The sequence below is a fragment of the Bradyrhizobium sp. USDA 10063 genome, from assembly GCF_054063735.1.
In genome coordinates this window covers 8,082,933-8,102,924 of sequence record NZ_JBSSGP010000002.1, presented here as the reverse complement: position 1 = coordinate 8,102,924, position 19,992 = coordinate 8,082,933, and the positions used below count along the sequence as shown (strand labels likewise).

Sequence of the window (19,992 nt, the reverse complement as noted above, 5' to 3'; positions counted from 1 at the left end):
GCGCATGCGCCGATGGATGATGCGCTGCTCCCCTAGATGCACGTCATTACCGAGCCCCTTCGCGAACGCTGCTGCGTTCTTTGCCGGGGCCGGTGGGCTGGTTGCCGCCGCGAGCCTGCCCGATCGGGCGTCGACGCGCGTGCCGAGCTCCGCCTGGGCGTCTCGCATCTCGGCCAGAAGGCCACGGGATCGAGCATACGATAAAGCTCTCGAAGACGCCGTTTGACGACCTTGCTCAACCTCGCATGCGCCAGTGCTCGTTCATCGGGCGTGGCTGGAACATGATAGCGCTTGATCACCTTCGCGCCCTCGCGTCGCTGGACCTTCAGCTTGAAGGACGGCTGGAAGAAGTTGGTGTGCAGCCGAGATGCAGCATACAAACGTTCAAGCACGCGCGTCGTCTCGACACCATCGAAGCGACCGTATCCCACGAGTCGCCGGACGACCGCGCCGTTCTTCTGCTCAACGAAAGCCTGATCGTTCTTCTTGTAGGCGCGCGAACGTGTCACCTCGATCTTTTGCGTGCCGCACCAGGGCACGACGACATCGTTCATAAACGCGCTGTCATTGTCGAAGTCGGCGCCGCGAATGAGCCAGGGAAACAGGTTCTGTGAGCGCTCCATGGCTCGCACGACGAGGCCGCGCTCGCGCGTCACCAGCGGCATGCATTCGGTCCAACCAGTCGCGACGTCGACCATCGTCAACGTTTGAATGAACGAGCCAGCTACAGATGTGCCGCCATGAGCCACCATGTCGACCTCGCAGAACCCCGGCGGTGGATCGTGCCAGTCATTGAACGTCCGGATCGGAACTTCCCGCCGTACCGCCGAATAAAAGCCGACCCGTCGGCGCTTACCGCCGGTCGCGGCCGTTTTGGTCTCGACCAGCAGGCGATCAATCGTGGCTGCGCTGACGCCGAGCACCAACGCTCGATCCGTCTGATCGAGCTTGAGCCGGCCATGCCGCTCCAGCGAAGGCAGCAACGTCGGAATCATTACCCTGAGCCGCTTGCCGCAGATCCGAGGCTTCCCACAGAGCCACAAGCGCATCCCTGATAGGCGCGCCATAGGTCGGCTTTCGCTGCCGCCTGGTCTCCGGCGAAATTGCGACATGGCTGGCAAGCGCGCGGAACGCAACGATCTTTAGGGGCGCAATGTCGCACGTTTCCAGGTCTTACTGACGCCGCGTGGTGCTTTTCCATCGCCTCGCGCAGTTTCTCTTCGGGCAGCAGGTTCGCAAAGAACGGCGGCAGTGCGCCGCGTATGGGTTTGGGATCCCTACGGAGGCTGCCATCCGCTGAGCGAAGCGACAGGCTGAAGACCGGCGGGTTATTCAGGCTCCGGTAAGCGGGCAAAAGATTGAATGCGTTGTAGTCACCCGGCGTTCGGACGAGGGTACCGACGGCAAGACCGCTCAATGAGATATCGAGCGATTGGATACGTTCAGCTGCGAGGAGAGCCCGATTCATGATCCTTCCTCCACTTCGGCGTCAGACGTGAACGCGGGACGATCATCATCCTCGGCAGCGGGTTGCAGCATCGACTGAATGGCGGGCACCATCGCCTGCGGGATCAGCATCATCTCCATGCCGAGGGCGCGCGCGACGTTGACGAGCGTCGTTGCACGGGCGGCGGCAACACCCGTTTCGATGTCCCGATATCGAGGCCTGCTGATATTGGCACGCTGGGCGATTTGCTCCTGTGACAAGCGAGCGGCCAAGCGGGCTTTGCGAAAGCGCAGGCCGAGGTCCTTGAGCAATGGATCTGGGATGGAGGCCATGATATGTTCTCGGATCATCTTGCTGCTGAATGATATGTAAACAGATCAAAAAACACAGTCAAGGGTGAATCCTAAACATATCTTTCCTATCGATGATGATACGCATACGGATCATTAGGGCAGTTTGGCTGGTCATGAATCTTAAAGTCAGCTTCACGGTGTCTGCCAGTTCATCCCGCCGCCACGCCCGATAGAGCCCTAGCCATGGGTCTTGCCGGCCCCGCCCGTCGACCTCCCGATCGATGTTAAGAAGAGCTCGAAAAAGCCCAATCAGGTGCGAAGCCTGCCAAGATTGCACAAAGGCGACTTTGATAATTGACGAATTGAGATTTGCGGTCGGCATCCTGCCGATCATGGCAATCGGATATCTACCGTAGCATGTCGGGCACGCTGCTGGTCGAAACGGCACCCTTTTCGGGCGCGCTGTGCTGCACCGGCGTGGATTGTTTCGAACAGAGTATAGCGGCCCGACCCAGCGCGATCATTTGCGAAGCCGCCGAGCCGGTTTGTCCAAGCCAAGCCGGCGGCGGCTTCCGCTTAGTACGCCGTTGCCGAATCAAGCGTCCACACCGTTTCCGGCGCATCGACCATGTCGTATTCTGGAAAATGGCGAATTGGCTTGGGCACAAATACCGATCTCGCATCAAAACCTTTGATGCTGAAAATGGTACCGAACCCCGGAACCGGGCAAGGCGAAAACCTAGCTCGTGTTTGGTCGGAATGAACGCGGCGGGACCGACGGAAAAGCACTTTACCGGCTTGTCTCAAGCCCGAAGGCGCAGTTCCGGTGGCGCAATCCGGAGGAAAATCCATCCATGCTCCCAAAGGAAGCCCGCAGCACTGTCACCTCGCACTATCATGATGTTGCTATGGCCATGGGCCAAGCTTGAACAGAGAGCCGTATGCGCTGAAAGGTGCACGTACGGTTCGGGGAGGAGAAGCGCGCTCGCGCTTCTTACTTTACTGCCCATCGGCCGCAGCTTTCTTTATCTCGAAACCTTGTTCGCTCGCTTCTCAAGATCAGCACAGCGTCGCATCGCCCGTCGATCGTGCGCCGAATTCGAGCATAATAGCGGGGCTCACATAGCCGCTCCCGGTCTCCAAGGGATCGTACCTGACGAAAATCCTGTCGTCCTTGGCTTCAGCCGTTGCGTTGAGCTTGTCGTCTTTCAGGCGCTGATTGATAACCGGCAGCGCCTCTTCCTTGACCCAGACCGGGAGGCGCTCTCGGGCCTGGGCGCTCCACTTCTTGCCCTGACTGCGGGTCTGAGGGACCGGATTGTCATCGCTTGTGTTCACCAGATCCGGAGCTATCGCCCGAATGTCGTAGGTGAGATCGACGTCTTCCGAGAAACGGCGGATTGCGCCGTAAGCCTTCGAAAGGGACGTTCCGCCCTTGAAGACGAGGTGCTCTCCCAATGGAGAGGAAAAGAGTGCGTTCAAGCACCAAACAACCCAGACATCTTTTTCGAGAAGATGTGCCGGGCGTCCTGAATTGGAGGCAGCGACGCCGAGCGCCTCACGACGCTCGGCATCAGAGAGATTTAAGAACTTGTCAGGCACGCAGTTCGCTTACCGGCCTGGCAAGCCAAGTCGGCAACCAGGACGCGGCAGACTTAAGTTCGCGCACTTCGGTTGGGGTCAGTTTCTGCCTGACGGACCGCAATGCTCGTGCTGCAGTCTTGGGACCAACCCAAGCAAGTGCACGCACTACCTCACCTGCACGTCGGTTGGCTAGGGTAAGCTGCCAACACGGCGCATGCTTGAGCTCCACAATTTGCTTGCCGAGGTGCAGCTCGCGAGAGGGACCGGAGGTCAAATAAACCTGACGAACAGGTACCTGCGTTGTCAAACCGAGGTGGTTGGCCGCCGCAGCGCCGCTGGAAACAATGGTCTCACCACTGCGAGCCTTGGTTTCCTCAACGACCTTTTCGACCGACGGAGCTCTAACCCCGAAACGGCTTTCGACCGGACGCAAATATATCCCTCGCCTTGCGCGCAGAAGTTTTCCTCGCTCGGCAAGACGCGAAAGAGCCTGATCGACGGCAGCACGCTTTCCAAGATGCAAAAGCGCCTTGGCAGCAATGGGCGCGCCTTCGGGCAGTTCTTTGGTAATTTCCAAAATCCGGGTGCTCAGGGAGGTCATAGCTCACTCCAGTGTCAGAAACATAGGAGAACTTCTGACATCCTACAAGAGGCTGGATCTAGAAAAATTCTCTTGTAAATTCAAATGCTTACGAATTAGATCCAATTCGGCCCCTTTTGAAGGGCTCAAGAGGTGATCTTTTAGATCCCCTCCGGGCCTCAAAGGGCTCAACGCGAGATCGCGCGCTGTGGATCATGCCCTGGCAGACTTTCAAGCGATTTCACTGTGTGCTCGCTCGGACAAGATGAGGTCCAACAAGCCCTGAAGTATCCAGGCAAAGGCGACGATCCTACCGACCTTGCAGAAATAGTGCCCGCTTTCCGCCGGAGAAGACCTCAAGCTCAGAACTATCCCAACCTCGTTGTCTTTGCCGCCAGCAAGCGCACCACACTGTGGCTCGAACCGAGGAGACTCTATGATCAGGCTCGCTGAACATGTCGACGAAAAGGAAGCCGATGCCCTCGAGGAGGCCATCAAGACCGACTCACGATGAAGAATGGACAAAGCTCACCATTGTTGCCACCGAATGGGCGCAGTTGGCGGGACACTCCAGCGCGGCCCGCAGGGCGGCAAGAACCACGACCAGGAGTACAAGAGGAACGCGAAGAAACATCTTCTCCTGGCACCCTGCTACGCGCAGATCGCACGACGCTCAGCTCGATCGGGACTGGCGTCCTCGACCGGTAGCCCGGCCGACGGCGAGGTCATTTTCCGCTACAACGATTGGGCCGGTGAGTTCGCCGAACCACGACGGCGCCTTCGACATCGCCATGCGTCGTCAAACGGCAAGCGGTGCGCGTGCATTGGTATTGCTCCTGCGTGTCAAGCTAGTATCGCGCAGCAATGGCGCACCGATGTGCGTCGCAACGGCGATCCGCCGTTGATCTGGTCAAAGGAGGCACCTCGTGAGTACTATGACATTGCGGTTGGTCCTGTTGTCGGCCGCGTTTGCATCTGGTCTTTCTGAGTATGCAGTGGCAGCGCCAGAAATCTCGGCCTATTACCTAAGCGGCCCCTCGGCCAAGAAGGGCACGCCCGCCTATTATGCAAGCTTGGAGAACCTGAAGGAGCTCAGCGATAAGATCGCCGCCGAGGGCTCGAACTTCAACAATCTGATGCTGTCGTTCGTACAGCCTAGTCTTACCAAATACACGCCAAACAGCCTGACCTGTACGGGACTGTTCGGATATATCTGCCTCAAAGGCAAAGAGGCCCCCAAGGAAACTACAGATGGGGCAGCGGACTTCAAGAGGCTAAAGGGCATTCTCGCGAACCTGAGAGCCCACGGCGTTCAAACCTACATCTCGGTCGGCGGTTGGAATTTCAGTTGCCATCCCGACATCTACGACAGGACGGCGAGAACGCAAAACGCATGCGGCCCTGTGGACCAAGTATACGATGTTTTTCCGAATCCATCCAAGACTATCCCCCGCTTTGAAAGCAATATCACGGGCAGTGCAGCCGAGGGTGCATACAAGAACATTGTTGATCTCGCGAACGATCTGGGCGCCGCCGGCATCGATGTCGACTATGAAGAGTTCTGGCATGCCGACATCAATGCCAAATCCTGGACGCTCAATCCCGACACGATCGTTCCACCCGTCGAAAATGGAGTCCCTCAGCGGCTGAGCGACGCTGAGCTGAAGCAGCTCGGCCTGGGCGAGGACGTCTATAATCCTCAGATGGAGGTCAACCCAGGTTCCGAAAAATATGCACGTGCCATGCCGGCGACGGTGGACAAGTTCGCGGCGATTCTGAAGTCGCTCGAGAGGTCGATCAAAAGCATCAACCCTTCGCTGAAGCTGAGTACCGCAGCGCCTGCGACCGGCGGGATCCCCAATATGTCCGCCAACTGGGGCACCGTCGCGTCGAACTCGGGCATTTACGGCGGCGCCTGGTGGGGCGGAAACTTATATGGGCTGATCTACAACACTGCCCTGCTCTACAAGGAGGAGATCGACAAGCTGAGCTACGTCGGAATCATGTCATACGACCTCGGCGAACGGGGTTGCAGGGACGGGGATCATCCCGATTCCGAGATCCCCTGCGACCTCGTCGGACAGGTAAACTTCTACTACAACCAGTTCGCCACCTGGCTGAAGACCGGCGGGGGGCTTCCGGCGGATTCCGGGTTAACGACATCCCATGTCAAACTCTCCGGGTCGCGAACCCATGCGAAAGCGTCGATCCAGCCTCGCAAACTCCTAATATCACCTCCGATCACCGTCGGCTTTGAGGTGGGTCAGCCGGCGACCGGAAATCTGGTCCTGACCAAAGATAAGCTGACGCAGCTCGTCGATGGGACGGTGAAGTACGGTCAAGTCGGGATTATCATGTGGGATTTGTTCAAGGACGTTCGCTACGACCAGGAAAACTGGGACCCGACCTGGGCGACTCCCAAGGATGTACTGAAGGAGGTTTGCACCAAGATGGGGCTCGCCGGAGCGCACTATAATTGTAAGGCCAATGTCCCACGCTAGGCGGTGTCGATCCGGGCGCGGCTCCCTGTAGATCCAAGGTGGCTTCCCCGATTGGTATTGAGCGAGATCATGGGAATGATGCCACGCCAGCGGCTTGACGGTTGGCTTTGCTGGCATAGTCCTTGTCGCCGACGGCAGCCCGCGGGCCGCTGTCGGGCCGAGCCCGAGCTGGATGAGGCACGATGACAAAGAGCGCGTCGCCTTGCCGGTCAAGCAATGGGGCAACCGTCGAAGTCGGCCGCACCGGACCGCAACAGGCGCTGGCGAACCATTGCGCGGACATGGGCCACAAGGTCTTCTAAAGCGCGATGAGATGAGGATGAATCGTCATCGCGCTTTAGGTTGTTGTTTGAGCATGATCTTTTCGGAAAACCGCCTCACACTTTTCCGGATCATGCTCTAGCATCCGCGAACGACACAGCGTCCTCATCGTCTGCTGTTTTGTCCACATCGACGCCAGGCTCTCGCCTCTCGACGCGGCCTCCTCGTCCCGGTCCCCATTTCCTTCCCGGCCGCACAGCCCGGCGAAGCGGCCGCCGACAGGGCCCAGTCGGGCTTGGCCTCGGCGATCCGCCGACGCGCGCAACACGGCGTACGCGCGGGTGGGCTCGTGGGTCCGAGCGGACGTCCATGTGAGCGTCGTGGAGAACGAGATCTTCGAGATGGACGAGCTCGCGTTCGAGCCACAGACTGCCAGAAGCGTCGGCGAAATGAATCCGGCTGATTCAGCCCTCGCGGATCGGGCTTTTGGCGAGGCGCTCGTCGAGGCGGGCCCAAGAATCCTCGGCGGCGGCGAGGGCGTCCCAAAGCAGCTGATCGGGGATCTGTTAGCGGGGGTGCAATACTCTGACAACGTGACGCATCGAAACGTTGCGCCATAGCGATGTGTCCTCGCGTGTCACTCTCATTATCGAAAATTACCCGTTATCGATAGGGTTGGACACAGAATCGCAAATCAGCGAGTCTGGCCATCCGGACGCCGGAAATCGCACCCGCCAAGCGTAAGATCGGCGAGAAATCGCATCCCCATGCCGGCCCCCTTTCCGGAAGAAAAAGTCCCCTCCCCGCCGCGGCGCCGGTCGGACGCTGGCGCCGCCGCCGAGCGCCGCGGGGCGTCAGGCAGCCTCGATATCGGTCTGCGGAAAATCGCCCCCCTTGAACATCAAGGGCTGGCCCAGATGTCGGGCGCAGGCATAGGCAAAACAGTCCCCGAAATTGAGGCTCGCTGGATGGCGGCCCTTGCCGAACCGGTCGAAGGCGTCGAGCGCGATGCGCGCCGTCTCCGGCGGCACCGCGACCACAACGATCTCGATCAACGCAAGATAGTCTTCGACCGCCTCCGCGGCGGCGCCGACCGAAAGATTCAGCACCCGCGCCACCGCGACTGCCGCCTCCCACACCGCCAGTGGCGAGGTCAGACGCGTTCCGGTCTGCTGCAGGCGCGCTAAAAGTTCGCGCGCCTCGTCCTCGTTGGTCAGGAGCGCGGTCAGCGCCGAGGCGTCGACGAACATCAGGCGTCCTCATACAGGCTGTCGCGGAACGCCTTGTCGGCCGGCTGGCCGTTCGCCGGATTGCCCCTGGCGCGCAGGTCCCGGCAGAACTGGACGCCGAGGTCGACCAAAGACGGCTTGCCCTGCTCGCGCTCGAGCTCATGGGCGAGTGCCGCGTGCACCGCTTCGGTGAGGCCGATTTTTTTCAGCGCCGCCACTTTGCGGGCCAGCGCATCCGTCTCGGGATTTTTGATGTGGAAGGCCATGGCGCGCTCCTCTAGACGATATCGTGTATCCGTATATAACAGATGGGATACACGGAAGGAAGGGCCGGCATCGCCGTTGGAAAGGCCACCAATACCCATGGCTTGCCGATCCACGCCTCTTTTCGGCTGCTGCCCCGGGGTTGAATTCAGCATGGCGCGCACACGCATCGGGTCTTTGCGCGTTGGGCACTCGATATCCGCGACTACACCGACAAGGGTGAGCGGCGCCGCGCCGGGATGTGTCGCGAAATTGTGCGTGGCAAACAGGCGATGGTCGAGGCCCCCTCGGCACAGCGGCGCGGCAGCGGCGACCGCTACGCTTCAACGTAAAATCGCGCGAGACTCACAAAAAGCCCCGTAATCGCCCGAGGCTTTGAAGCGGCACAGCGGGAGGGACAACGGCGATTAGACATTTTTGTGTCGAGCCTCTTGATCATTAGTCGGCAGACAGCATCCGCCGCTGGCCTGACACCGGTCGCTCAAGGCCCCAGTCAACTACCAACCTTGGCAATTGATAGAGGAGACGGACACATGCCAATCGTCATCGATACACCGTCAGGGAAGCTGATTCGAAACTGGGTCCAGAAGAATGAAAAAACTCCTGCTGAGCACAGTAGCCCTCATCGCGCTGGCTGCTCCTGCCTCTGCCGCTGATCTGGCCGCGCGGCCCTACGTCAAAGCGCCCCCGATGGTACCTCCGATCTACGATTGGAGCGGCTTCAACGTCGGCGTCAATGGCGGTGGTGGCTCTGCGCGTCAGTGCTGGGATGTGGTCAACACCGGCGGCGTGGTCGTCGCTCCGCCCCTTGCCATGGGGTGCCATAATGCGACAGGAGGCACGGTCGGCGGTCAAATCGGCTACCGCTCGCAAATAGCGAACTCAGTGTTCGGCCTGGAGGCGCAGGGCAACTGGGCCGATTTCAAGGGCTCCAATGCCAACCTAGCTTTCGCAGGCGTCCAGGATGAAACCAAGATTGATGCGTTCGGCCTGTTCACAGGCCAGGTTGGCTACGCCTGGAATAACGTGCTGCTCTACGTGAAAGGTGGCGCTGCGGTCGTCCGCGACAGATACCGGGCCTTCGATTTTGCGACTGGGCTGACCATCGATAACGGCAGCGAAACCCGTTGGGGCGGCACGATAGGGGCGGGCCTTGAATTTGGCTTCGCTCCGAACTGGTCCATCGGCGTTGAGTACGACCACTTGTTCATGGGTCATCGGGACGTGGACTTCTTTTTTTCAACCGGAATGGTGGGTGTTCCGGCGGGCGCTCTTGCAGGGACCGCCCGTATTGGTCAGGACGTCGACATTGGTGTGGTCCGTGTGAACTACCGCTGGGGTGGCGCGGTCGTAGCGACATATTGATCTTCGCCAGAACGGGAGCGTTCGATCGCGCGAGGGAGCGGACAGCCGGATAATCCTAGGGCGCAGCTCGTCTCTCAAGATAGCAATCACTGACGAGGGTCATTTCGAGAGACAACGACGTAAGGATCTATCTGCACATGGGAAACGAGGTTCCACATGGCATCAATCTCACTACGACATCACGAAAATGCCCTCGCTGTGATTCTGGGTTAGTCCACCTCGATTGGCATGAACGCGTCAATGCGCACGAAGTCCATGATCTTTGGCGCTGCTGGAACTGCAAACACGAATTTGTCACCGTCGTCACTTCTGACGAGAAGGAGCCGTCAGTCGCCGAGATCACCGAACCATTCTTTACGAGCCTGCTCGTCTGACCAATGACGCCCGAGCAGGTCGACCTCATAAGGATATCGTTCGACGCGATGTGGCCGATCCGTCGCGACATCGCTGACCTGTGTTACAGCCGGTTCGTCGAACTAGCGCCCGGTGCAAGAGACCTGTTCGCCGGCGACATCGAGCGGCAGCGGTTGAAAGTGCTGGATATGATCACGGTGCTGGTCGCCGCGCTCGACAAGAGTCCGACGTTCCCGCTGATCACGCTTCTAGGTCACAGCCACGCCAGACTTGGCGTTCAGCCATCGGACTATGTCGCAATGGGCGAGGCGTTGTTGTGGAGCCTTGAGCGCAAGTTCGGCGCCTCTTTCACCCCGGAGTTGCGGGAGTCCTGGCGAACACTTTACGCCACGGCCCAGACCGAGATGCTGCTCTTGGCCGCGAAAACCTAGAGACCCTGGCTTTCCAGCCGAGGTCGTTGCTATCCGCGAAGGCCTATTTCGGCTTGCTGACGCCAATGCCGGTCAGATCGATCCTGATGCCCGCCTTGTTCGGATCATCCGACTTCTTGTCCTGCGGGGTCCCATTGTCTGGACTGTTCGCGGACCTCCGCGCATCATCGTCGTCCGTGAGCTTGCCGCCAGCGTCCGACGCCCCCTTGCCGGCTGGCAGGCTGCCGGGATCGGGCTCGTCGAATACATATTTCCTGTCGAAATACCCGCACTTCCAGGCGTCGATCGCATCGCCGAACGCGTCGTCGACCGGCGCGCCATACCATTTGGTGACGATGCGATAAACCTTGCCAAACAGCGCGGTACCCATCCTGATATTGGCGCAGGCGTCAACGAGATCGGGTTTGAGCTCGGTGACGCCGAGCCCGGCCGGATATCCGGATATTGGGTCACCCCGACGCGGACCATCGCCTGGCCGACGTAACGGCGGACCAGCTCCATGGCGTCATCCGGCGTCTTGAGCAATGTCACCAGGATGACGCGGTTTGCAGCCCGGACGGTGACGGCGAGCGGATCGGGCGACCCGACCGCGCGGATGAATTTCTCGACGATCGCGGGCTTCAGACCCGGATCGGCGCATTGATGAATGGTGGCGGCATCGATCATGATGATTCCCCTTCACGTGTTGAACGAGAGCACGACCGGCATCCCGAAGAGGCCAGGCTTCGGTGCTGGCGCTCTGAATCGCGAGCACGTTGGTTCCGGCGATCCACCAGTCGTTGCAAATCGCGACAAGCACGTCGGGCGACTGGAGCATCGACTGCAGGACGGGCCAGACGAGCAGTTGCTCGTGACAGATCAGCGGCGCGACGCGGCTATCGCCACAATCTCGATGTCGACGAACGCAGAATAGGATTCGACGGCCTCCGCTGCCTCGCTGATCCGCAGGTCAAGCACCCGCGCGCCGCGCGGCAGCCTCCTACACCGCCAGCGGCGAGGTCAGGCGGGTCCCGTCGTTTGCAGGCGCGCCAGAAGTTCTTTGGTCTCATCAATGAGCAGCGCCGTCAGTGCCGAGGCATCGATGAACATCAGCCATCCTCGTAAAGGCTGTCGCGGAACGCCTTATCGGCCGGTTGGCCTTTGGCTGGATGGCCCTTTGCGCGCAGGTCGCGGCAGAACTGGACGCCAGCCTCGACCAGGGAAGGGGTGCCCTGCTCCCGCTCGAGCTCGTGAGCGAGCGGGGCGTGCACGGCCTCCGTGAGGCCAGAGCGCGGCCACCTCGTGGGCCAGCGCACCTTTCTCAGGATTCTTAATACGGAAGGCCACGGGTCGCTTCTCTATAGCTGATTGTGTATCCGTAAGTTGGGGCGTGGGTATCCCATGCAAAGGGCGGATCGGCAACGAGCTCGGCAGAGCCCCTCCCTACCCTCCACGCCCGGCGTTCAGAATCGTCACGTCGAGCTCGGCATCCGGATTCCATCACACTGGCCTCGATCGCGACAATCTCCTCGTCCGGTCAGATCCACGGCCCGGCCACGCGCGATTGCGGCCAAGGGTTTGCGTCGGGCGGCGGCCCGGCCGCGTTGCGCGAATGAAAGCCATTGAAATTGCCGGTTCTAGTGCCGGTTGAAATCAAAGTTCAGAAATGCAAGGTTCTTCCCAACCGGGCGCCGGTAAGAACCGGCAAGAATCTGTCAGGGAGCCCGAGGCGCGCCTATTTACTAGCCGCAGGACCTGCAGATCAACGTCGTGGCGCAGGGATGTCGAGACAACCGGCCAGCTCGGATATCTGCGGCAGACCAATAGCGACGACGTCCAGGCTACCTGACCGGTCGGCCGGTGTCGGCCGACCAGGTTGCGGCCTGCTCGATCTGAGGAAAAAGCGATCAACGCACGCGGCGTAGCGCATCCGGGCCAGGCGAGCCAGCTATGGCGCATCCGCCCGATGCAGCGTGTCGACCGTGATTGTGCCGCGGGCGCGCGAGACGCAGGCGCAGATCTTTCGGTTTTCGCGCTTCTGGTGTTCGCTGAAGAAGACGTCGCGATGGTCGATCTCGCCGTCGAAGGCGACGACGTCGATGGCGCAAACGCCGCACTCGCCGCGGCGGCAGTCGCTCATCACCTCATGGCCGGCGTCGTTGAGCACGTCGAGCATCGAGCGGTCGCGCGGGATCTCGATCTCGGTGCCTACGTCCTTGAGCCGCACCCGGAACGCTTCGGTCGGCAGCAGGCCGCTCGAGCCAAAAGTCTCGTAACGGAAGTCATCGAGCGCACGGCCGGCACCGCTCCATGCATGCCGCGCAGCATCCAGCATCCGCATCGGGCCGCAAAACAGCGCCATGGTGTCCGCTGGAAGCGAGGCGAACAGCGCGTCGAGATCGAGACGGCGGCCCTCGTCGCCGGCATGGACCACGAGGCGATCACCGAGCAGAGCCTCGAGCGTATCAAGATAGGCCGCGTCATTGCGCGAGCGCACAGCATAATGCAGCGTGACGTCGGCGCCGCGGCGGGCCAGCGCCTGCGCGGCACCGACGATCGGCGTGACGCCGATGCCGCCGGCGACCAGGCAATAATGCTGCCTGGTCCAGTCGAGCTGAACCAGCGAGCTCGGCAGCGTGATGCTGATCCGCGCGCCAGGCGCCAGCGACCACATGTAGCGCGAGCCGCCGCGCGAATCCGGTGCGCGGCGGACGGCAATCCGATAGCCCAACCGATCCGCTTCGCCGACGAGTGAATAAGAACGCGTCTGCGGCCGACCATCAATGCTAACGCCGACCTCGATGTGACTGCCGAACGGATAGGAGGCGATCGCGATGCCGTCCGGGCGCAGCAGGAATTCGCGAATGCCAGGCGCAAGGTCACGCGTGGCGACGACAGTTGCTTGTGTCCAGATTTCGATGAAGCGCATCGGAGCCTCCACTTACTCGGCCGCAGCCGACTTGACCAACGCGAGTGCCTGCAGCAGATCGAGATGGGTGCGGCTGCGCAGCGCCAGCCGCAGATTGCGCACGGCGAGCCGTGCATGCTCGCGCATGATCGCTTCCGCGCGCGCCCCCTCGCGGTTCTCGATGGCGTCGACCGCGACGCGGTGATGGTCCTGCGCGATCAAGAGGATCTGGTGCGCCTCGGGCACTCGCGACTGCGCCATCACGAAGCCGCTGGGCGAGGCAAAGGGTAACGCACAGGCACGGTCGATCTGCCGTATCACCGGTGGGCTGCGCGACAATTCGGTCAACAGCGCGTGGAAGCGCGCGTTCAGCGTGACGTAGGCGGAGAAGGCCTCCACCGAGATCGGATCCTGTCGCACCAGCACGTCGATTTCGCCCAGGCATTCCTTCAGCGGTTCGAGGTCGCGCGATGAGACGCCGCGTTCGGCCGCAAAACGCGCCGCCAGCCCCTCCAGCGTGCCGCGCAACTCGATGGCATCAAGGATGTCGCGCTCCGAAAAGGCTTTCACCATAAAGCCGCCGGAGGGAATTGCTTCGAGCAAGCCTTCCTCCTCCAGCCGCACCAGCGCCATGCGTACCGGCGTGCGGGAGACGCCGGTGGTTTCGACCGCCTGCAATTCGGAGATGCGTTCGCCAGGGCGCAAACCGCCCGATAAGATCAGGTCGCGCAGCGCAAGCTGCGCGCGCACGGTCTGCGAGACGGAGCGGTCGGCGTCGCGCTCGGCCATGGGCTACTCCGCGGCCTGCCGTTGCGGCGGATTTTCCTTCGCCACCATGCGCTCGATCAGCCGCCGCGCCCACATCGCGCCGGCATCGATGTTGAGGTTGTAGAACACGCGATCCGGATTCTCGTCCATGGCACGCTGCTGCGCTTCCAGGATGATCTCGTCCTCACGGAAGATGCCGGCGACGCCTTCACGGATTTCCGTGGTCAAGCGCTGCTCGCTGAGGCGGTGATTGCGGACAAAGGCCCAGAAATAGTGGCAGGTCTGTTCCGTCTCCGGCGTGATCGTATTGAGCACATAGCCGTTCACGCCCTGCGACCGGTCGCCTTCCGGCGCGCCAGTCCCGGCCGGCGCCACGCCGACATCGATGTTCACGGTACATGGCGCCTCGAACCGGATGATCTGCCAACGGTCGACCGGCCCGGGCTTGCCCAGCTGTTTGGCCCAGAATGGCGGCGGCTCGACCCCCTTCATCCAACGCATCACCGTGACGGTCTTCTCGCCATGGGTGACATCGAACGGCGCTTCGGCGATTGCGGCATTGCCGATGCTCGAGCCGTGCACGAACGTCTCGTGGGTGAGGTCCATGAGGTTGTCGACCACGAGCCGATAGTCGCATTTGACGTGAATGGTCTTGCCGTCGCCGGCCCAGGCCGGATCGTTATTCCAGTGCATGTCCGGCACCAGCGAGGGATCGGCGAGCGCGGGATCGCCCATCCAGAGCCAGATGAAACGATGCCGCTCCACGACGGGGTAGGCGCGCACGCAGGCCGACGGATTGATCGTCTCCTGCGAGGGCATGAAGGTGCAGCGGCCCTGCGCGTTGTATTTCAGGCCGTGATAGCCGCAGACCACGGTGTCGTCTTCGAGCCATCCCTTCGATAGCGGCACCAGGCGGTGCCAACAGGCATCCTCAAGTGCTGCGACCTCGCCATTGCTCTTCCGATACATCACGACGTGCTTGCCGCAGATCGTACGCGGCAAGAGCGCATGCTTGACCTCCGCATCCCAACCGGCGGCGTACCAGGCGTTCATGGGGAAGAGTTTTGGCATGTCTAACCTCCTTCGGAACATACAGAATACCGTATGTATACAGTGTGGCCTCAAAGCGGCCGAAACGTCCGATGTCTCTGGGATTTTGTACATATTTTGTATACAGGAAGGCTGGCATTCTAGTAGCGCTGAAGCGCGATTTGCGGATTTCCCGCCGACGAGATCGCGCTTCAGGCAAGGTTCGAGAGGCACGCGGCCTTTCGCGGGCATTTCCGCAGCGCCTGTGGCGCGCAGCCCGGCGATTTGCGCTGGAAGTCGACGATCTTCTGCAGGAACGTCCGGTGTCCGCTTGCTGCACCGACGTGCAATCGCGGTTGATCATTCGGGGGCGAACGCGGCAGCTCAATCTGATGTCTGGTGGATTGGCCGCAGATCGCTCAGCTGCTGCTTAAAGTTCGGTTGATCCGCGGACGGGGTGCTGATGAGCTGGTTTGTGCGTTCACCTCGCCCGGCTGCTGCGGCGCGCGTTGCCGCTGCCGCTGGAGATCGTAAGCTTCAATGGAGTCTGCGGTGTTCCGTGGGGCGATATCCATTCTATTCCCCTCGAGTACGGGTTGATTCAGGCTTTAGTTTCGCAGGGGCGGCTTTCGGGAAGCTGACGAGTGAGGGAAGGAACGCCACCGACGCCCAAATTTTTCGGAAGCCATATCCGGTTCAAGACGTGCATGTCCGAAACCTAATACAAATATTCCGCCCGGCGCAGCGGACGCGGACGGTTTTGCCACCTTCAAGCAAGGACTGCATAATGTCTTGTGTGGCACGTCGATTGGAATCGTCGCCGGTAATTGCGGTCGGATGCCTTTAGCTTACTCGGCCGGGTCTTGCTCCTCGTGTTTAAGCTTGTCCGACGCAACCAAGGTAAGCTCGAGAATATTGGGTGAAGATCGGGATCGAGGCATACGACGGCGCGATCGAAATGCACTTCCAGGAGCAACTGCTGACGGATCCGACAACCTTGCCGGCGACACGTCAACGGGTCTTTACGTGTGGGACGCCGCCATCCGGGATTTGATGTGAGCCAGCTTTCAGACTTGATTGCTCGCAGCGACCAAGTCCGAACCGACGACCTTGAGCCAGACCAACGGTACGTCTTTGCTCAGCCAGCATAATCCCAACCGGCGCACAGCTCTAGCGCGCGGACGGCGGAGCATCTTCGGACGAAAGAGATGGTAACCGTGTTTGGGTGGCCCTCGTCGCCGTGACGGCATGCGACTATCCGCTCCACCGCTGGGGCTGGGTGGTAGAGCGGTAGCCAGAGGCACCGTGTCGCCTCCGATACGTTCATGCGATTGTGATTGGGGCGCATTGAGGGCCAACGCGACATTTTCCGCGATCAGTGCGAGCTGGAATGCCACAGCGCCAACCACACGCCTTACGAGTTGCAACTGCCGTTCTCGTGGTGGCTGCCGCCGCTCATGCTATCGAGCCGAGCGACGCCGCCAACCATTGTGTTCCCGAGCGCTGGCAGCAGACGCGCAGTCCATCACAATCGTACAGCAACTCATCGTGAGTCGTTAATATCCTCCTGGCCGAACGCAATCCCGAACACAGCTGCCCAATCGGGGAGCGGATCGCGTGCTCCATCAGCGCACGGGGCCGATGGTTGAGCCCCTTCATTGCCGCTTGGACCGTCCTTGTACGGATTCGGTTCGCTGGCGATCCGATAGTCATCCAGATTGCCGCCCAGAAACAACACCTCGGTCTCTTGGGTTAGTGTTCTGCTCAGTGACAGCATGAGGTTTGTATCCGCATTTATGTTGTCGTGATCTTCGGCATTCATCCCGAGCGCAACGCTGCTCGTGATCTGTTCAGGCGTCCAGATCGTCGCCCTCGATACCATGTATGGTGTGCAAGCTCTCCGCGCTTTGGCGATTGCCCTCGCCAGGGGTCCGGCGAACCGAGCAGCTTTGAGGCATCCTCGACCAATGACACCCCTGCTTCCCGATGCCAGCGAAATTGCCGCAACCGCCTGGCAGACTCTGCAGCTTCCCGGGCTCTGCGCGCACGGCTGATCCCGGAATGGCCAGTCTACGACCTGCTTAAAGATCGGTCGGCGACGGCAGCGCTTGAAGGACGCATCGATGCCATTGCCTATAATGGTGACCGCTGACATCGTGGTCGACTGCAAGAGCGATGTTGATCCATCCGACAAAGACATGCGCGTCCCTGCGGGTCAGCTCGCGGACTACCTTCGGGTCGCCGGCGCGACCCGCGGCGTGCTCGTTTGTATGACTCTCGGTGTCATACGCTGGGTGAGGCCTCGCCAATAGCCAATGTGATGCGGGAGGCGTGGTCGAGCGTCTTCGGCGATAGACAGGTGACGAGATTCTTCCTGTCCCAGGCCTCGAGTTCATCGATAGGGTACAGAACTGGCTTCGACCGAAAATCTGGTCCTGACCAAAGGTAAGCTGAAGCAGCTCGTCGATGAGACGGTGAAGTAGGGTCAACCCGGGATTATCATGTGGGATTTGTTCAAGGACGTTCGCTACGACCAGGAAAACTGGGACCCGACCTGGGCGACTCCCAAGGAGGTACTGAAGGAGGTTTGCACCAAGATGGGCCTCACCGGAGAGCACTTCTAAGGCCAATGTCTCGCGCTTAGGTGTGAACTTTCAGCACAGTTTCAATCAATATTTTGCAGCTCGATCGAGCCCGATACGAGCAACAGCGCCGTGGTCAACGTCAACATGGCGATGAGTCTATGGACTGATTTCCGCAGCGACGGAGACGTCCGACTTCGACATCCACGAGCTACGGCGCCAGCCGATGACCATCTTCATCGACGATAAGATTCACTTCGTCGTAGTCTTCCCAGCGATCCCAATCAAGCGCTTCAAGGGCTCGGCACTGGGCAGAGAGATTGACGTCCGGAAATAGATGTAGAACTTTCGACTTCATTTTGGGTGTTTCCGGCTAGGGGCACGATTCTCGATCAACAATGATGTACCCATTACTTCGCGTTGGCCGGACCGGTGTGCAGGAGCGGAAACCATCTATCGACGATTGCAAGGGGGAAGCCCAGCCGCACAGCAGAGCGGGATGTGGGCGAAACCAGGAAGCCTTTTTCTATGAGGGAATTAACCACGTTCTGGCTTGACATTCCTGGTAGCCGGTAAGGTCGGGAGCGTTGCCTCGGGCGAACTCCTCCGCCAGCAGAGCTTCGCGCAGAAGCGCCCAGCTTCCCTTCCGCAAGCGTTCTGCACGTGTCTCCTCCTCGCACCAGATCTCGATGCGTCGCTGAAGCTCGGTTGGTTCAAATAGCGACTCCATAAACACAACTTGATCAACTCAGCTCGATAGAAAGAACGTACGCGGTCATTTCCCCTTTCAATTACCCACATTTGACGTCGGATTTGAACGATGCGCCGCGGGCGAAATCTTGAATCGGCAGAATCTGTTGTGATTCATTGTTGAGCACCTGATTCGGAAGTGGGGTGCTCGACGGGCTTGGAGAAGGAACGCGCGGAGACGCGTGCTCGGCAATTGACCACCGGTATCGAGACGTGGGTTGATCGGGAAGCTGCGGGATGCGAGTTTAAGGATGAGCGGCTTGGCTTGCCGGTTCTGCAAATTGCTCGCACAAATCGGGAGCGACATGGGTCAAAGCATCCCGTTGGTTTGTCAGGACTGGGCCAACACGAAGGCCGCCTCTCGCTTCTTCTCCAACGAACGGGTCAATGAAGCGGATATTCTTTGCGGTCATTTCGAGGCGACGCGCGGGCGCGTAACGGCGACGGAGGGACCGATCCTCGTCCTCCACGACACGACGGAATTCAGCGTCAAGCGCGAGAAGCCGGATCTGATTGGCTTTACGGGTAAGACGGCAGGGCGCACGCAGTGCGGTATCTTGATGCATTCGAGCCTCGCCGTGACGACGGAGGGGCTTCGGCTCGGTCTGGCGGCAATCAAGCTCTGGACCCGCAAGAAGTTCAAGGGAACGACGGCGCTGAAGCGAAAGATCAATCCGACCCAGGTTCCGATCGAGCAGAAGGAGAGCATCCGCTGGCTGGAGAAGTTACGGCAATCGACCGACCTTCTCGCCGCCCCTGGACGATGCGTTCATATTGGTGATCGCGAGAGCGACATCTATCAGCTGTTTTGCTTGGCCAAGGAGGTTGGAACGCATTTCCTGGTGCGAACCTGTGTGGATCGGCTTGCCGGGGACAGCAATCATCCAATTGCCGACGAAATGGACGAGGTTACGGTGAAAGGTCTACATCGGATCAAGGTCAAGGACGACAAAGGCGATCCGGACGAAGCGGTTCTGGAAATTCGTTTCCGCAAGCTTCGAATTCTGCCGCCGATCGGCAAGCAGAAGAGATATCCCGCACTCACTCTAACGGTGATCCATGCTCAAGAGCGGGGAAGGCCGAAGCGGCGACAGAAGATTGAGTGGAAGCTCCTCACCGATCTCCCGGTCCAATCGCGCAAGGACGCCATCGAGAAGATCGAATGGTACGCGCTGCGGTGGAAGATCGAAGTCTTCCATAAGATCCTCAAATCGGGCGAGGCGGAGGAGTCGACATTGCGAGCCGCTGAGCGTCTGGTCAATCTGATCGCGGTTTTCTGCATTGTGAGTTGGCGCGTCTTCTGGATGACGATGCTCAATCGTTCCTCGCCGAATGCCCTGCCGCAAACGGCGCTGACAGATCCCGAAATCAGGCTTCTTGATCATTTGGTGAAAGACAGGAGTGGCGATCGCTCTCGACGAAGCACGCTCTCGCACTACGTGGTCAAGATCGCGCGGCTTGGCGGATACTTAACCCGAGCCAACGATCCGCCTCCAGGGAATACCGTGATCTGGCGCGGACTATCGCGCCTGACCGACATCGAACTGGGAGCCGCGATCGAGGCAAAAATTATGGGTAATTGAAAGGCCCTCAGGCCCTGGCCGACTTTGTCGCCCTGATCCGCTCGTCAGGCGCCCCGTTGGCATGGGGTCGACGAGCGCCGCGCC

General features: G+C 60.2%; 18 protein-coding genes and 3 pseudogenes. 6 read left to right on the top strand and 15 right to left on the bottom strand.

Going from position 1 to position 19,992, the window contains the following annotated elements; all coding sequences use genetic code 11:
• Window positions 1–32: 32 nt before the first annotated feature.
• The 5 genes and pseudogenes from ACVJGD_RS40060 to ACVJGD_RS40040 form a co-directional block, all read right to left on the bottom strand.
• Window positions 33–995, bottom strand: a complete 963-nt coding sequence (locus ACVJGD_RS40060; protein WP_456639297.1) for an integrase catalytic domain-containing protein — start codon at window positions 993–995, stop codon at window positions 33–35.
• Window positions 996–1,162: 167 nt separating this feature from the next.
• Window positions 1,163–1,468, bottom strand: a pseudogene (locus ACVJGD_RS40055) (HipA N-terminal domain-containing protein); the annotation flags it as partial.
• Entirely contained in the window at window positions 1,465–1,779 is a 315-nt protein-coding gene (locus tag ACVJGD_RS40050; RefSeq protein ID WP_456639296.1) for a helix-turn-helix domain-containing protein, read from the bottom strand. The pseudogene ACVJGD_RS40055 and the gene ACVJGD_RS40050, both read right to left, overlap by 4 nt.
• A 1,035-nt stretch (window positions 1,780–2,814) precedes the next feature.
• Window positions 2,815–3,342 (bottom strand): annotated as a pseudogene (locus tag ACVJGD_RS40045) (nucleotidyl transferase AbiEii/AbiGii toxin family protein); the annotation flags it as partial.
• Window positions 3,335–3,925, bottom strand: coding sequence for a DUF6088 family protein (locus tag ACVJGD_RS40040; protein ID WP_456639295.1), 591 nt, complete (start codon window positions 3,923–3,925; stop codon window positions 3,335–3,337). The gene ACVJGD_RS40040 and the pseudogene ACVJGD_RS40045, both read right to left, overlap by 8 nt.
• Before the next feature lie 905 nt (window positions 3,926–4,830).
• Between ACVJGD_RS40040 and ACVJGD_RS40035 the strand changes: the two genes are divergently transcribed.
• The gene (locus tag ACVJGD_RS40035) at window positions 4,831–6,405 is read left to right on the top strand and encodes a hypothetical protein (RefSeq protein WP_456639294.1); all 1,575 of its coding nucleotides are present in this window, start codon (window positions 4,831–4,833) and stop codon (window positions 6,403–6,405) included.
• Between the two features lie 641 nt (window positions 6,406–7,046).
• Window positions 7,047–7,286, top strand: a complete 240-nt coding sequence (locus tag ACVJGD_RS40030; protein WP_456639293.1) for a hypothetical protein — start codon at window positions 7,047–7,049, stop codon at window positions 7,284–7,286.
• Window positions 7,287–7,520: 234 nt separating this feature from the next.
• Here ACVJGD_RS40030 and ACVJGD_RS40025 read toward each other — a convergent pair whose 3' ends face one another.
• Both ACVJGD_RS40025 and ACVJGD_RS40020 read right to left on the bottom strand, forming a co-directional pair.
• Complete coding sequence (locus ACVJGD_RS40025) at window positions 7,521–7,916, bottom strand: type II toxin-antitoxin system VapC family toxin (protein WP_456639292.1); 396 nt, start codon at window positions 7,914–7,916, stop codon at window positions 7,521–7,523.
• Window positions 7,916–8,161 (bottom strand): type II toxin-antitoxin system VapB family antitoxin, encoded by a 246-nt coding sequence (locus tag ACVJGD_RS40020; protein WP_456639291.1) that lies wholly within the window; start codon window positions 8,159–8,161, stop codon window positions 7,916–7,918. Before ACVJGD_RS40020 ends, ACVJGD_RS40025 begins: the two co-directional genes overlap by 1 nt.
• A gap of 589 nt (window positions 8,162–8,750) precedes the next feature.
• On the opposite strand from ACVJGD_RS40020, the gene ACVJGD_RS40015 reads away from it, so the two are divergent.
• On the top strand, window positions 8,751–9,524 hold the full coding sequence (locus ACVJGD_RS40015) for an outer membrane protein (protein WP_456639290.1): 774 nt from the start codon (window positions 8,751–8,753) through the stop codon (window positions 9,522–9,524).
• 377 nt (window positions 9,525–9,901) lie between these two features.
• Window positions 9,902–10,309 (top strand): globin domain-containing protein, encoded by a 408-nt coding sequence (locus ACVJGD_RS40010; RefSeq protein ID WP_456639289.1) that lies wholly within the window; start codon window positions 9,902–9,904, stop codon window positions 10,307–10,309.
• Between the two features lie 43 nt (window positions 10,310–10,352).
• Here the strand turns inward: ACVJGD_RS40010 and ACVJGD_RS40005 are convergent.
• From ACVJGD_RS40005 to ACVJGD_RS39975, 7 genes and pseudogenes are all read right to left on the bottom strand, one after another.
• A pseudogene (locus ACVJGD_RS40005) lies at window positions 10,353–10,921 on the bottom strand (conjugal transfer protein TraH).
• A complete protein-coding gene (locus tag ACVJGD_RS40000; RefSeq protein ID WP_456639288.1) occupies window positions 10,815–11,126 on the bottom strand; it encodes a hypothetical protein in 312 nt (103 codons plus the stop codon). The pseudogene ACVJGD_RS40005 and the gene ACVJGD_RS40000 overlap by 107 nt, the downstream one beginning before the upstream one ends.
• Before the next feature lie 271 nt (window positions 11,127–11,397).
• Window positions 11,398–11,559 carry a hypothetical protein gene (locus ACVJGD_RS39995; protein ID WP_456639287.1) on the bottom strand — a complete coding sequence of 54 codons (162 nt, stop codon included), beginning with the start codon at window positions 11,557–11,559 and terminating at the stop codon, window positions 11,398–11,400.
• Between the two features lie 677 nt (window positions 11,560–12,236).
• Window positions 12,237–13,217 carry a PDR/VanB family oxidoreductase gene (locus ACVJGD_RS39990; RefSeq protein WP_456639286.1) on the bottom strand — a complete coding sequence of 327 codons (981 nt, stop codon included), beginning with the start codon at window positions 13,215–13,217 and terminating at the stop codon, window positions 12,237–12,239.
• 12 nt (window positions 13,218–13,229) lie between these two features.
• Window positions 13,230–13,985 carry a GntR family transcriptional regulator gene (locus tag ACVJGD_RS39985; protein WP_456639285.1) on the bottom strand — a complete coding sequence of 252 codons (756 nt, stop codon included), beginning with the start codon at window positions 13,983–13,985 and terminating at the stop codon, window positions 13,230–13,232.
• Window positions 13,986–13,988: 3 nt separating this feature from the next.
• Entirely contained in the window at window positions 13,989–15,035 is a 1,047-nt protein-coding gene (locus ACVJGD_RS39980) for an aromatic ring-hydroxylating dioxygenase subunit alpha (protein ID WP_456639284.1), read from the bottom strand.
• 1,501 nt (window positions 15,036–16,536) lie between these two features.
• Window positions 16,537–16,815, bottom strand: a complete 279-nt coding sequence (locus tag ACVJGD_RS39975; protein ID WP_456639283.1) for a hypothetical protein — start codon at window positions 16,813–16,815, stop codon at window positions 16,537–16,539.
• Between the two features lie 679 nt (window positions 16,816–17,494).
• Between ACVJGD_RS39975 and ACVJGD_RS39970 the strand changes: the two genes are divergently transcribed.
• Window positions 17,495–17,617, top strand: coding sequence for a hypothetical protein (locus ACVJGD_RS39970; protein WP_456639282.1), 123 nt, complete (start codon window positions 17,495–17,497; stop codon window positions 17,615–17,617).
• A gap of 169 nt (window positions 17,618–17,786) precedes the next feature.
• Here the strand turns inward: ACVJGD_RS39970 and ACVJGD_RS39965 are convergent, their stop codons facing one another.
• A complete protein-coding gene (locus tag ACVJGD_RS39965; protein WP_456639281.1) occupies window positions 17,787–17,933 on the bottom strand; it encodes a hypothetical protein in 147 nt (48 codons plus the stop codon).
• Window positions 17,934–18,543: 610 nt separating this feature from the next.
• Between ACVJGD_RS39965 and ACVJGD_RS39960 the strand changes: the two genes are divergently transcribed.
• Window positions 18,544–19,908: an IS4 family transposase gene (locus ACVJGD_RS39960; protein ID WP_456639280.1), complete on the top strand. Its 1,365-nt coding sequence runs from the start codon at window positions 18,544–18,546 to the stop codon at window positions 19,906–19,908.
• The last annotated feature ends 84 nt before the right edge of the window (window positions 19,909–19,992 follow it).